This window comes from Chryseobacterium sp. ZHDP1, assembly GCF_018603435.1.
GTDB lineage: Bacteria > Bacteroidota > Bacteroidia > Flavobacteriales > Weeksellaceae > Chryseobacterium > Chryseobacterium indicum.
The window spans coordinates 1,202,246-1,216,402 of sequence record NZ_CP075682.1 but is presented as its reverse complement, the minus strand read 5'-3'; the positions used below and the strand labels follow the sequence as shown (position 1 = coordinate 1,216,402).

Annotated in this window: 13 protein-coding genes; 10 read left to right on the top strand and 3 right to left on the bottom strand. The window is 35.3% G+C overall.

Going from position 1 to position 14,157, the window contains the following annotated elements; genetic code table 11:
• Nucleotides 1-27 precede the first annotated feature (27 nt).
• Nucleotides 28-1,620 (bottom strand): hypothetical protein, encoded by a 1,593-nt coding sequence (locus KKI44_RS05460; RefSeq protein WP_214590196.1) that lies wholly within the window; start codon nucleotides 1,618-1,620, stop codon nucleotides 28-30.
• Between the two features lie 663 nt (nucleotides 1,621-2,283).
• Between KKI44_RS05460 and KKI44_RS05455 the strand changes: the two genes are divergently transcribed.
• The 9 genes from KKI44_RS05455 to KKI44_RS05415 all read left to right on the top strand — a co-directional run bounded on the left by KKI44_RS05455 (nucleotide 2,284) and on the right by KKI44_RS05415 (nucleotide 9,840).
• Entirely contained in the window at nucleotides 2,284-2,733 is a 450-nt protein-coding gene (locus tag KKI44_RS05455) for a PA2169 family four-helix-bundle protein (protein ID WP_214590195.1), read from the top strand.
• A 75-nt stretch (nucleotides 2,734-2,808) separates the two neighbouring features.
• Nucleotides 2,809-4,512: an FAD/NAD(P)-binding protein gene (locus KKI44_RS05450; RefSeq protein ID WP_214590194.1), complete on the top strand. Its 1,704-nt coding sequence runs from the start codon at nucleotides 2,809-2,811 to the stop codon at nucleotides 4,510-4,512.
• Between the two features lie 207 nt (nucleotides 4,513-4,719).
• Nucleotides 4,720-5,145: an SRPBCC domain-containing protein gene (locus KKI44_RS05445; RefSeq protein WP_214590193.1), complete on the top strand. Its 426-nt coding sequence runs from the start codon at nucleotides 4,720-4,722 to the stop codon at nucleotides 5,143-5,145.
• Between the two features lie 27 nt (nucleotides 5,146-5,172).
• Nucleotides 5,173-5,556, top strand: a complete 384-nt coding sequence (locus tag KKI44_RS05440) for a VOC family protein (RefSeq protein WP_214590192.1) — start codon at nucleotides 5,173-5,175, stop codon at nucleotides 5,554-5,556.
• A 36-nt stretch (nucleotides 5,557-5,592) separates the two neighbouring features.
• Complete coding sequence (locus KKI44_RS05435; RefSeq protein ID WP_214590191.1) at nucleotides 5,593-6,615, top strand: glutaminyl-peptide cyclotransferase; 1,023 nt, start codon at nucleotides 5,593-5,595, stop codon at nucleotides 6,613-6,615.
• Nucleotides 6,616-6,661: 46 nt separating this feature from the next.
• Entirely contained in the window at nucleotides 6,662-7,687 is a 1,026-nt protein-coding gene (locus tag KKI44_RS05430) for a glutaminyl-peptide cyclotransferase (protein ID WP_214590190.1), read from the top strand.
• Between the two features lie 88 nt (nucleotides 7,688-7,775).
• Entirely contained in the window at nucleotides 7,776-8,753 is a 978-nt protein-coding gene (locus tag KKI44_RS05425; protein WP_214590189.1) for a hypothetical protein, read from the top strand.
• 34 nt (nucleotides 8,754-8,787) lie between these two features.
• The gene (locus tag KKI44_RS05420) at nucleotides 8,788-9,402 is read left to right on the top strand and encodes a deoxynucleoside kinase (protein WP_076394463.1); all 615 of its coding nucleotides are present in this window, start codon (nucleotides 8,788-8,790) and stop codon (nucleotides 9,400-9,402) included.
• Between the two features lie 87 nt (nucleotides 9,403-9,489).
• The gene (locus KKI44_RS05415) at nucleotides 9,490-9,840 is read left to right on the top strand and encodes an ArsC/Spx/MgsR family protein (protein ID WP_076394465.1); all 351 of its coding nucleotides are present in this window, start codon (nucleotides 9,490-9,492) and stop codon (nucleotides 9,838-9,840) included.
• A 54-nt stretch (nucleotides 9,841-9,894) separates the two neighbouring features.
• On the opposite strand, the gene KKI44_RS05410 is transcribed toward KKI44_RS05415, so the two are convergent.
• Together KKI44_RS05410 and KKI44_RS05405 are read right to left on the bottom strand one after the other, a co-directional pair.
• Nucleotides 9,895-10,200: a DUF493 family protein gene (locus tag KKI44_RS05410; protein WP_087706271.1), complete on the bottom strand. Its 306-nt coding sequence runs from the start codon at nucleotides 10,198-10,200 to the stop codon at nucleotides 9,895-9,897.
• A gap of 39 nt (nucleotides 10,201-10,239) precedes the next feature.
• Nucleotides 10,240-10,917 carry a DUF4197 family protein gene (locus KKI44_RS05405; protein ID WP_214590188.1) on the bottom strand — a complete coding sequence of 226 codons (678 nt, stop codon included), beginning with the start codon at nucleotides 10,915-10,917 and terminating at the stop codon, nucleotides 10,240-10,242.
• A 426-nt stretch (nucleotides 10,918-11,343) separates the two neighbouring features.
• On the opposite strand from KKI44_RS05405, the gene KKI44_RS05400 reads away from it, so the two are divergent.
• Entirely contained in the window at nucleotides 11,344-14,157 is a 2,814-nt protein-coding gene (locus KKI44_RS05400; RefSeq protein ID WP_214590187.1) for a SusC/RagA family TonB-linked outer membrane protein, read from the top strand.

The following is a 14,157-nucleotide window of genomic DNA, read 5'->3' as shown; positions in this document are numbered from 1 at the left end:
AATTTGTAAATAATAAATCTTTGGATCTTAATTTAAGATGGGGGCAAAAGATCCTGCCACACAATAGGTAATCTTTGAAGGACAACTGAAAGTAGGTGCATTCAGCCCTCCGGAAATATTACCAAATACATTCCCCGTACCAAAAGTGTAGTTATTAGCTGTTGCCGTAAAAAATGCGTACGAGCGATAAGAGTTGGCAGCAGGCAGCTGCATCCTGCTGTTGGCAATGCTGTATTTGCCGCTACCCGCTGAACCTGCATAAATACCGATGTCACAACCTGCGGTAACAGTAGAGGTTCCTAATTTATTATTTATAAAAGTTACATTACTAAGAGTAATATTGGTATCAATGCTTCCTCCGAAAATATTGCTCAGGAAAATAGCGCCTCCGTAACTTGTAGAAGGAACCGCATTACTGTCAAATACACAATTGCTGATATTGATGATTTTCAGCAGTGATTGTCCTGTAAAAAGAATAGCTCCTCCGCCCTGATTTCCTCCTCCTGACGGTGAAGAACCAGTAGTAATGCTATTGTTGTAAAAATTACAGTTGGTAATAGAAGTCGTAAGATAACCTGCATCCAAAGACAATGCTCCGCCTCCTGAACAGCAGCTCGTTTCCGAATTACTGTAAAAATTACAGCCACTCATGGTAAGAGTATTTATACCGCTTCCCGTAGGTCCCGGATTCAGACAAAATGCTCCTCCCGTGTAAGCTCCTGATGTATTGTTACTGAAAGTACAGTTGATAACGGTCCAGTTACCCGCCGAAACTCCTGTGCCCGCTCCGTTTCCCAAAGCACCTCCTGCACCGCTGGGTGTACTGTTCCCACAAAATGAACTGTTGGTAATAGTGGTTGTATCTGCAACACTTGCCACAGCACCGCCACCGCCTTGTTGACCGGTGTTACTTTTATTATTGGTAAATGTACAACCATTAACACTAAGTGTAGTTCCTGTTCCTCCCAAAATATCAATGGCTGCTCCGTCATTTGCTGCGCCATTGTCGTGGAAATAGCAGTTGGTAAAAGTATAATTTCCGTCGTCCTGTGTCCAGAATGGCTGCCATCCCTGTCCATTGGTAAAATTTCCAAAATGGAAAAATTCACAATCCATTACCTGAAGGTCAATCGTAATGAGTGAACCCAAAGTCCCGTAATAAATTACATGAGAAAAGCCTCCCGCGGTTAAATTTCCTTCTCCTTCAAAACGGATTCCCTTTATCAGCATACTGTTGACGGAACCTGTAGCATTCAGGAATTCGTAAGGCGTGGAGGTTCCGGCTCCCGAGAATTTAATATTGGTCTGATTCGCCAATGGATTGTAACCTGTAATGTCCGTTCCTGTAGCCGTTGCAGGAAAACCGCCTATTAATCTGAATCCCGTTGCTGCAGATATTGCATTAACAGCGCTGTAATTGTACGTTCCGGCTTTTAAGTAGATCGTAGTATTGGCAGAAACGGTAGTACCAGATAATGTTTGCAGAAAGGTAACTCCTTTTGGACTATTCCAGCTTGTTCCGGTATTCGAATTATTTCCTGTTGTGGAAACATAAATTTCAGCGGCTGAAATCTGATCAAAAGAAAGAATGAAAATCACTGATAAAAAAATTCCGTACATTTTTTTCAGAATTTTTTTGTGCTTAAAAAAAATTGGGTTCATCATTTTGTTTGTTATTTATCATCATTTTTATCTCGTTCATAAAACTTAAAAAGTAAGCAGAGAACATTTGAATGTAGTTCCTATACCAATTTGCTCATTAGTGAACAGATGAAGTATATATCCATTAACTGTTGATAATTAAAATACATCAGCAATGGCTTTGTGAAAAATTTTGTGGAATGTGTTTTTGATGAAGCAAAACTACTTCGTGATCCATTTGTAATCCAAATTTCGTTACCCTACATTTACTTAACAAATGAATAAAACACTGTTGTTCAGGTATTTAATTTAATAAGCTAAATAATTAATGTAGTTATTACAATGAAAATGAATTTTAAAATTTTCATTAAAAACTGAGTAATATTTAATTTTAAATTAGGCAAACCGTTAAAAAAACAACAGAGCAGTGAATGTAAACTTAAATGATGGCATTATAAAATTTACTTTATTTCTTGAAGATCAAAATCACAAAAGACCAAGATTATTAAATAGAAATTTGAGCTTACCTATAAACTGTAAATTAATTGATTCTTTTTCAGCCTGAAACGTAAATAAAGAAATTTAATTCATAAAAGGCATATTTATTGTAAAGTATGAAGGACACCAAATAAAAAATTTAATATGAACAACGAAAAAAATGTAGCAGTATTAAACGATTTACTGAACATTACCAATGACAGAATTGAAGGATTTTCAAAAGTAGAAGACAAAGTATGGGACACCCATTCTGCATTAAGAAGTGACTACGACAATATGGTTTCTCAGTCTCAGATTATGAAAAATGATCTGATAAGACATATCAATGAACACGGAGGAGAAGCAGACAACACCACAAGTACAGCAGGAGCTTTCCACAGAGCGTGGATAGATGTGAAAAATGCATTTTCAGCAAATAAAGATGAGTCTACTTTAGAAAATGTTGTTTTCGGAGAAAAAGCAGCCATCGATGCTTATCAGGATGCACTGGACAGTGGAGATCTTTCTCCTGAATGTTCCACACTGGTATCGGATCAGCTTCATCACCTGAAATCTTCCTATTCCAAATTTGAAAATCTTGAAGAAAGAAATTAATACATACATTACCATCCAAAGAAGAGAGTTTTTTAGCTCTCTTTTTTGTGGTAAATTTTAAAAATTAAATTACCCATGAATACCATCAACAGTATTGCCCTTATCGGCGGAGGACCTGCAGCTTTATTTGTCGTAAAACACCTGATTGCCGAAAAGGTTTATCCCAAAGAACTTTATATTTTCGAAAAAAATGAAACTTTAGGATCCGGTATGCCTTACAGCCATTACGGAGCTAATGTAGAACATGTCGCCAACGTATCAGCAAACGAACTTCCGGAACTTCCGCACTCTTTTACAGATTTTGTCCTGAGAAAAGATCTGAAAGACTATCCCGATTTTGCCGGCGGAGACAATGGAAATATCAATGAATATAAAGTAATCCCCAGACTTCTTTTGGGAAATTATCTGGAAGACCAGTTTAATATTTTATTAAAAACCGCCAATAAACTCAATATTGTAGTAAAAGTTTTCAAAAACACAAAAATTGTAGATATCGACAGGAAAAATGATGATTTTTTTAATGTGATTACAGAATCCGGTGAAATTCATAAAGTTTCTAAAGTCATTATCTGTACCGGACATCAATGGTCTTCTGAAAACGAATCCCGAACCAAAGGATGGTATGATTCTCCTTATCCTCCGTCAAAATTTACCTTTGCATCTGATCATTCAGTTGCAATTCGCGGAACATCACTTACTGCAGTAGATGCCGTGAAAACTCTGGCAAGATTAAACGGAAAATACATCGAGGAAAATAATGATCTGAAATTTAAAATTAACGAAGAAAGCAAAAATTTTTCGATTACCTTATTTTCAAAAAGAGGATTTCTTCCGGCTTTAAGGTTTCATTCTGAAGGAAGCCCTTATTCTGAAGGCTGGATCATGTCTCATGACGAAATCTATGAATATAAACAGAAAAATAACGGATTTGTGGATCTGGATTATGTATTCAATATTAATTTTAAGCAGCCACTAAGAAAAAGAAACGAAAAGTTTTATCAGGAAATTAAAGATCTCAGCATTGAAGAATTTGTTGAAAAAATGCTTGAACTGAGAGAAAAACTGGACAGTTTTCAACTTTTTAAAGCTGAATATGCAGAAGCCGAGAAATCAATAGAAAGACATCAGACTATCGCATGGAAAGAAACTCTATCAGCTTTCAGCTACGCGATTAATTATCCTGCGAAACATTTTTCTGCTGAAGATATGATGAGATTAAGAAAAACTTTGCTTCCTCTTATTTCCGTTATCATTTCATCTCTTCCTCAGTCTTCATATAAAGAACTTATGGCAATTTATGATGCAGGAATTCTGAATCTGGTAAGTGTAGATGAAGACAGCTATATCGAATCTCATGACGACGAAGGCATAATTTATCATTACACAGATGAGACAGGAAACAAAAGATCAGATCATTACAGACTTTATATCGATGCTATTGGTCAACAGCCTGTCCAGTTCAACAATATTCCTTTTGAAGGTCTGAAAAACGGAAGATTCATAAGTTCAGGGTATATTAAATTTAAAGATCCGGACAAAGGCAAAAATGAATTCGAACAGGATAACCGAAATATCGTACAAACTGAACCCGGCAATTATTATCTGCGCGTGGACGGATTGAATATTAATGATAATTTTCAGGCTCTGGATTATTACGGAAGAGTTACAGAAGATCTGTACATCATGGCTGTACCATATATTGCAGGCTTAAATCCGGATTATTCCGGACTTGATTTCTGCGATACGGCAGGAAAAAGAATTGTAAAATCTTTATTGTAAATGTGAATTTATCATTTTATAATCTGAAATACACATCTATATTTAAAATTTCCGTTTTCGACTCTTTAAGAAATTTTATTGAGCTATATATCCATCTTATAGTTTTCTTTTGTAACTTTTGAGATTAAATTTAAAATCATCTTAAGTAAATGATTCTAAAGTAAACTTTCATCATTTTTGCATTCAATCAATAAAAAAAACAGAAATATGAGTCATCCAATTATTGTTGAGCAGAAAATAAATGCTCCGGTTTATAAAGTCTGGAAAGCACTAACCGATAAAGCTGAAATGCAGGTATGGTATTTCGATATTTTTGATTTTGAACTGCAAACCGGCAAAATATTCAACTTTTATGAACCGGGTGAAAAGAAAAAGTATCATCATCAGGGAGAAATTTTAGAAATTTTTCCTAATGAAAAGCTAAAATATTCATGGTCATATCCTGAGTTATCAGATAAAAAAACAACCGTAATCTGGGAATTGAAACCCGACGAAAACGGAACTTTAATAAAGCTTATTCACGAAGATATTGACCTTTTTAACGATCTGGGTGAAAATTTTTCACGGGAATCTTTTACGGAGGGCTGGAACGGAATTTTGAAGGAAAGTTTAAAACCCTATCTCGAAAATTAATTAAATAGTAGACTTAAAATATAAGTGATGGCAAAATTCAATTCCCTTCGTCCCGTTTTATGGACAGAACAATTCGATGAAACAATAGGTTTTTATACGCAGATTCTTGGTTTTACCCTACAGGAAAGAAATGACGACTGGCAATGGGCTTCTTTGCAGAAAGATGAGGTGCAGATTATGCTTACAAAACCGAATCAGCATGAGAAATTCAACGGAATTGGTTTTACGGGTTCATTCTATTTTACTGTAAATAATGCAGATGAATTATGGGAAGAGCTGAAAGATAAAGCAAAAATCTGCTACGAAATAGAAACGTTCGACTGGGAAATGAGGGAGTTTGCGATCTACGATAACAACGGCTATATATTACAATTTGGTCAAGATGTACATGAAATTAGTTCAGAGGAATAAATTTTGCTAATTTTGGGAAAATTATTTTAGAAATCAATGAAAAAAAATATAATAGCAGGTTTTGCAGCGATTTTGTTGTTGGCTTCATGTAAAGATGACAAAAAAGTACTGGATTCTTTGGCAGATTACAACAACTCGATGATGGAAAAAGGATACCATTTCGGAGATAAACTGGATTTGCCGAAAGATGTGCTTGATGATGCAGAAACCATTTCAATTAGTTTCGGAGACAAAGAAACATCAGGTCTTACCATAGATCCTAAATTTTTTACTTTGGGCGATAATGCTGTTACTTTTAATATCAAAACAAAAGGCGGTGAAACATTAACGCAGGACGCCACCATTAATGTATTTGCCAAAAATCCTGAACAGAAAATCAATTACGAAATCATTGCCGAATATCCTCACGATCCGAAAAATTTTGTGCAGGGTTTCCAGATCGAAGGCAACACAATTTATGAAAGCGACGGACAGAACGGTTCTTCACAGATTTTAAAATATACGTTAGGCACTACAACACCTTTGGCTTCTACAAAACAGGGACAGGAAGATTTTTCTGAAGGAAGCACCATTGTTGGCGATAAAGTCTATCAGTTAACATGGCAGAGCAAAAAAGGATATATTTACGATAAAAGTTCTTTAAAATTGATCAAAGAATTTGCTTATCCAAATGTATTGGGTGAAGGTTGGGGATTAACCTACGACGGTAAAAACCTGATCGCTTCAGATGGTAGTAAATTGCTATATTTCCTTGATCCGAACAATCCTTCAAAAATGGTTAAATATATTGCCGTTGCAGGAAGTTCTCAGGCTTACGACCAGTTGAATGAACTGGAATTCCATAAGGGATTTATTTACGCTAATGTTTGGCAGAAACCGATCATTCTGAAAATTAATCCGGCAAACGGAGAAGTGGTAGGAACTTTTGATTTTACAGAAATTGCCAAGCAAAATACCAAAGGAAGCGACGACGTTTTGAACGGAATTGCTTTTAAAGGAGATAATATGCTGATAACCGGTAAAAACTGGTCTAAAATTTACGAAGTAGCCATCAAATAAATTCTGATATTTTCTCTTTATTTGTAATGAAAATAAAAAATTTAAAGTGAAGAAAAGTCTGATCGCAGGTTTTGCAGCAGCTTTGCTGTTAATGTCCTGTAAAAACGATAAAAAAATCCTTGATTCTTTAGCTGATTATAACAATTCGATGGAGCAGAAGGGATATCATTTTGGTGATAAACTGAATCTTCCGAAAGAAGTTATAGACAATGCAGAAAGTATTTCTATAAGTTTCGGAGATAAAGAAACGTCAGATTTAACGATTGATCCGAAGTTCTTTTCTTACGGTGATAATGAGGTGACCTTCAATATTAAAACGAAAGGAGGGGAAATTTTAAATCAGGACGCCACCATCAATGTTTTTACAAAAAATCCTGAAGCCAATATTCCTTTCGAAATTGTAGCAGAATATCCTCATGATCCGAATAATTTTGTGGAAGGGTTTCTTATAGAAGGAAATACGATTTACGAAAGTGACGGGCTGGAAAAAGCTTCACAACTAATAAAATATACTTTGGGAAGTACGGCTCCCGCGCAGACTGAAAAACAGCCTGCTAATATTTTTTCCGAAGGAATTGCCATTGCGGGAGATAAAATTTATCAGTTGACCTATCAAAATAAAATCGGATTTGTTTACGATAAAAATACGTTGAAGAAAATCTCGGAATTTCCTTTGCCGAATGAATTCGGAGAAGGTTGGGGAATGACCTATGACGGGAAAAATCTTATCGCAGATACAGGTTCAAATAAACTGTATTTTCTGGATGTAAATAATCCTTCAAAAGTGGTGAAAACCGTTTCCGTGGGTGGAAATAAGGAAATTTACAACCAAATCAACGAGCTGGAATACTACAACGGATTTATTTATGCCAATATCTGGCATCAGCCTTATATTTTAAAGATCAATCCTCAAACCGGTGAAACTGTAGGTAAATTTGATTTTACAAAGATCACGGAAGAATATACTCAGAATAACAGCGAACACGTTCTCAACGGAATCGCCTTTAAAGGAGATCATATGCTGATTACAGGAAAAAACTGGTCGAAAATTTATGAAGTTGCGATTAAATAAGTTAAAAAGAATGGCAATTTCTGTTGAAATAAATAAAAATAGTAAATTGGTAGCGTTCCTTTCCGGAACGCTATCTTAGTAAAAGAATTTGAAAGTATTATCCTTCATATTTGCATTCGTTTTCTGCTCGTTATCTGCGCAGAAAGCTCTTCCTTTAGACACTTTGAAACTGAAGGAAGCAAAAGATATGCTTGCCGACGATTACGGGAATCTGTACATCTATAAAAACAAAGATTTCAGTTTTACCAAATACGATTCGCTCGGGAAGCAGATCGGAAAAATGATGCTTACGGTTCCTTATAAAGTACAGACGGTACAAAATCCGTTAAGCGTGCCTTTGTTTTCTGAAAACGCTCAGGAAATGAAATTTGTAGATCAGAACTTAAACGAAATCCAAAAGGTTGATTTTAAGCAGAAATTCGGGTTTATTAAAATGGCTTATGCGGAAGATCTGCAGCAGCTCTGGCTTCTGGACGACAGTACAAAACGTCTGATCCAGTATAATTTCAGAAATGAAACCACCATTAATTCTTATCCTTTTGATGCAAGTATTGACGATTTGACGGATCTTCTGGTATATGAAAATAAAGTGTATGTTTTAACCAGAAAATACATCCGTGTCTATTCATTAAAATTTGAAAAACTCTTTGAAGCACCTCTGGAAAACGGAAAACGTTTCAGACGAGAGAATGAATTTATACTGGTGATTACCAATAATTCCATCCTGAAATATGTTCCGGAGAAGGAAATGGTGAAGATTTTTGAAGATTCGGATGCACAGATTGTGGATAAAAATACGCTGTCTTATTTTGAAATAAAAGCCAACAAACTTTATCTTTACAGTCTTGAAAAAAACAAGGAATCCAAACCACAAACAGAGCCTGATCCTAAGCAGAAAGTTGCGGAACAGGAGGTAGAAAAATCTGCTGAGAAAGCAGCGGAACCCGATAGTCCTGAAGGAAAACTGGAAAAGAAAACTCAGGAAATTGAAAGCAAAAATCCTGCGGAAAGTTCTCTTCAGAAGCTTCTTGAAGATACTTCCCAGATTCAGGCTGCCGGAATTTAGATCTTATTGAATTTAAAAATATACTAAGGAAAATATGCACATTGCAGTTACAGGAAATATTGGAGCAGGAAAAACGACGTTAACGACGATGCTTTCTAAGCATTACGGTTGGGATGCCCAGTTTGAAGATGTAGATCACAATCCTTATCTGGAGGATTTTTACGCGGATATGAGCAAGTGGAGTTTTGCGCTTCAGATCTATTTTTTGGGAAGCAGATTCAGACAGGTAAAAGAGATCAGGGAAAGCGGCAAAAATATTATTCAGGATCGTACGATTTATGAAGATGCACACATTTTTGCAGAAAACCTGAACGATATGAATCTTCTTTCGGACCGTGATTTTAAAAACTACGAATCTGTTTTCAATCTGATGAAATCTTTCGTTTCTGCGCCGGATTTATTAATTTACCTTAAATCTGACGTTCCGAATCTGGTAAAGAAAATTTACAAAAGAGGAAGAGAATATGAAGCATCCATCAGCATCGAATATCTTTCAAAACTGAATCAGAAATACGAAAAATGGATCTCCAATTATACGGAAGGCAAACTTTTGATTATTGAAGTGGATGATCTTGATTTTGTAGAAAAGCCTGAAGATTTTGGATTTATTTTAGAAAAAATCGAAGCGGAACTAAACGGTTTGTTTTAACAAAGTTTTATCATACATTAAAGCAGTAATCGTTTTATTCTTTCTAAATTTGCTAAAGAAACAGTTAATTTTTAAATATAAATAATCATGTTGGTGAAGGTTTTACATAATGGAAATTGTTCAAAATCGAATGCGGTTTTAGAATACCTCGACGAAAACGGAGTTCCGTTTGAGATCATCAACATCGTTGAAGATCCGTTGAGTGAGCTGGAAATTAAAACTGTTTTAAAAAAGCTGAATCAGAGTGTTTTTCACATCATCAGAAAAACCGATAAATTATATCTGGAAAATTTCGCAGACAAAAATTTATCAGAAGAAGAATGGATCAAAGTTCTGGCTGAAAATCCGTCCCTGATCCAAAGACCGATTATTATTAAAGGCTCTGTAGCAATGCTGGGAAGACCAATTGAAAATGTGAAGTACTTTATCGAGAAATAAAAACTTCTTTGAAAAATATACTAAAAAAGTCAGCCGTGAAGCTGACTTTTTGTTTTATAAAAGAATGACGCCTTCTATTTTTGCGACTTCCTGATAAATGGTTACCACCTGATCCGCATCCAGAACGAATGCATTAATATTGCAGGCTGTGTATTTTCCGTTTTTACTTTCGCGGTTTCCCAGTGTAAATTTGATCCCGTCGAAAACCTTATAAATCTCTGTAAGTTTTGCCTGATCGGTAGGAATAATAAATTTAAATAAATAATCTTCCGGAAAATCGTGATGACCTTCCAGTTTTTCCCTCAAAGAGTTATAAAAATCTTCAGGGTTTGCGTGTTGATTTCCTTGTAATATATCCATCTGCTTTTTAAAATCTATATAAATATAGTCAAAATTTTTCTATTTCCCAAGCGGTCCCAGAAGCGACTTGGAATTTTGGATCTCATAATCTTCAATGATGTTGAAAATCCCGTTCACAAGCTGTTCGGAAGCCAATTGGCTTAATCCTCCCGAATTTACAGAAGTTTTATTTCCACCCAGAAGACTTCCGAGTAGATTGCTTCCCGATAGTGCAGTATTAATGCTCTTAACAATTCCGTATTGGTTAAGCTGTTCTTCGACTTTCGGAGTAATGGCGGCAATAAGCTGTTGGGAAGTTTTTTCTTTTAGAATTAAAGTTGCTGTTCCTTTCTCTCCCTGAATAATTCTCGTTACGTCATTTGCATTCAGGCTGTTAACGGCATTTACGAGAATAGGTTTTGAAATATTTACCGTATATACTGCTGCATCCGCAATATAGGCTCTTTCTTTTGCAACCAGAGAAGGAGCAATTTTTTCTAACATTGAATTGATGTCTCTAAGCTGTTTTGGAAGGGCTTTATCTACCATATTATTTTGTAAGAAAGCATCTCTGTTGCTGTATACATTCACTCCTTTATCAATTCCGTTCAGAAGAAGTCTTTTAATAATCGATAATCCGAGATCAGATGTTGCCAGAGTCGTACAAGACTGCATTGTTGTATTGATAACAGCTCCGGTTCCTATCATAAGAGCCGCCGCGATAATATATTTTTTCATTGATAGTGATTAAATTTTAAAAATTGTCAAATACCGAACCAAATTTATAACAGTAGAATTAGTTTAACAAATTTTATTATTCCTATTTACTATCGGAGTTTAACTTTATTTGGTCGTTTCTTTTGGCATAGTTAAAATTTTTAAGAGCTATGTTATGAATAAATTATTAATTTTTTTAATTGAAAAGTATAAGTTTGCTATTAAATAATATGTAATAATAACGAATATATTGAATGATTTACTTAATGTAAATGATAATTAAATGTTTTTCCGTAAATCTAAAATATTAACAGATAGGTAAAAAAATTAAGTATAATTAACATTGTTTGATATATTTTTATAATTTTGACTAATGTCTTTTATTGAGAATATATATTTTTCGGTAAAAAACATCAAGTTTTGATTGTACGAATAAAATTAAACTATATGAAACAACGTGATTTAAAGTATTCATGTCTCATTGCGGTTTTATACTTCGGTATGAATGTCAATGCGCAAACTACCCCAAAAGACACTGTTCCGAAGGAGCAGAAGATTGAGGAAGTTGTGATGATTGGATATGGATCTCAGAAAAAGGAGAATGTAACGGGGAGTATTGCTACAATATCTTCAAAGCAATTGGAAAATCAGCCCAATCCAAACGCGCTTAGCTCTGTTCAGGGGAAAGTAGCGGGGGTTCAGATTACAAACGGTGCGGCTCCGGGATCTTCTCCAAGAGTGGATATCCGAGGAATTGGAACTTTAAACGGAACAACGGTATTTATTGTTGACGGAAGTATAACAGAAGATATTTCTTTTCTGAATCCGCTGGACATTGAGTCGATGAGTGTTTTAAAAGATCCTTCTTCGTTGGCTATTTATGGAGCGAAAGCTTCTAAAGGTGCTGTAATTATTAAAACAAAATCCGGTAAAGGTAAAAATGTCTTTAATTTCAATTCTTATATCGGGTTAAAAAGAGTTTCCAACATACCTAAAATGGTTAATAAAGATCAGTATGTGGAACTTTACAATGAAAAATTAAAAAACCAGGGATCAACAACCGGATTTATTAATTCTTCCATGTTTCCGACAAGTACCAACTGGTTTGATGAGATTTTTAGAGATGCCATGATTAATTCAAATGATATCTCTGCATCCGGAAAATCAGACAAATTAACTTACTTTTTAAGTTTAGGTTATTTAACAGATCAGGGGAATTTAGCTGCCGGTAAAGGAATCAACAGTGGAGATGAGTTCCGCAGATTTACATCAAAGATTAATTTAACGTATAAATTAACAGATCATTTAACGGTTGGTACAAATTCAACATGGAGTACTACACGAAGAGATAATGCAAACAATCCTACATTAACAGCATATCTTTCTCCACCAGTATACAGCCCAATGAATGCAGATGGAACTTACGGTTATCAGACTCTTGTTTCATTAGCTAACCCAAGAGCTACTTTAGATCTTTTCAGAGGAAAGGATAATGGTAACAGATATTTGATAAACCTTTGGGGAGAATATAAATTCTGGGACGATTTTACATATAGAATAAGTTATACTCAGGATAATTCTGATGTTAAATCTTATTCTTATAATCCTGTTATTAATTACATTCCTGCAAGTACTTCACGTTCAAGCTTATTAAGAACAAACCAGATGTTAAGATCTTATGTTTTAGATAATACTTTAACATGGAGAAAGCAATTAGGAAGTCATAACCTTGAAATTCTTGCAGGTATGACCAGAAACGAGGATTACGGACTTAATCTTAATACTTTTGGAAGAGATATCGTGTATAACGGTACAGAACAGTCTTTATATTTTTCTGGAAGTATCCCAACCACGAGCGGAGGAGGAAATAATTATGCGGACGGAGCTTCTTGGGAAGTAGGCTTCAGAGATAGGGTACAGTCTTATTTTGGAAGAGTAAATTATGATTATAAAGGAAAATATCTTATTAATGCATCCATTAGAAATGATGGAACTACAGGATACAGCTCCGGAGACAGAACACACTGGTTCCCTGCTGTAAGTGCAGGATGGGTTATTTCCAAAGAAAACTTCATGAGCAACCAGAATATTTTTAATTTGTTAAAAGTAAGAGGAAGCTGGGGAAGTTTAGGAAATCCGGTAAGAGGTCTTAACTACGTTTTAACCACACAAACCGGTCTGAATGCTTACTTTGGAGGGGTTGCTTATCCGGGTGAAACCACAACAGATATTATTGATACATCAATTGGCTGGGAAACTATTGAAGGAACAGATTTCGGATTGGAGATGGCGTTCCTGAAAAACAGGCTGAAAGTTGAAGCTACTTATTATAACAAAGATTCTAAAGATGTTGTATACGGAATTCAGCAGCCTTCTATTTCCGGAGCGCAGAATAAATTGGTTACCAATGCATTCTCTTTCAATAATAAAGGATTTGAATTCTCTGTTAATTATGAAGCAAACCTTACCGATAAAATCAAATTCGGAGTGTATGGAAATTTAACCACTCTTAAAAATGAAATCACTTCGGTTTACAACAACTCCTATAACGAAACAGGACCTTATCTATTCGGAAGCACCATCACAAGACTTGAAAAAGGAGTTCCTGTAGGTTCTTACTACGGGTTCCAGGTAGCGGGAATTTTCCAGAATCAGGCACAGGTAAATGCTGCACCTAAGCAGGTGGGAGCTGCTGTCGGAGGATTTCAGTTTGCAGATATTAACGGGGACGGAGTTATTGACAATTCAGATAAAACATACCTAGGAAGCCCGATTCCGGACTTTACTTACGGATTCGGAGTTAATTTATCCGGATATAATGTAGATTTTTCTGTGGACTTCCAGGGAGTTTCCGGAAACAAAATTTACAACTACAACAGAGAGCAGCGTTATGGTAACGAAAGCTGGGATTTAGATTTCTACAACAACAGATGGAGAGGCGAAGGTACTTCTAATATATATCCTATGGTTACCAATGATCAGAATATCATCAAGCCCAACAGTTTCTATGTTGAGAATGGAAGTTTCTTCAGAATCAGAAATATTCAGTTAGGATATACATTACCATCTAATTTATTTACGAATACAAAGATTCAGAAATTAAGACTGTATGTTTCTGCTCAAAATCCATGGACATCTTTTAAATACAACGGTTTTTCACCAGAAATATTGAATACATCAGACCGTGTTCAACTGGGGGTAGATCAAAACATTTATCCCTTATCTTCGATCTATACAATGGGGGTTAATTTAACTTTCTAA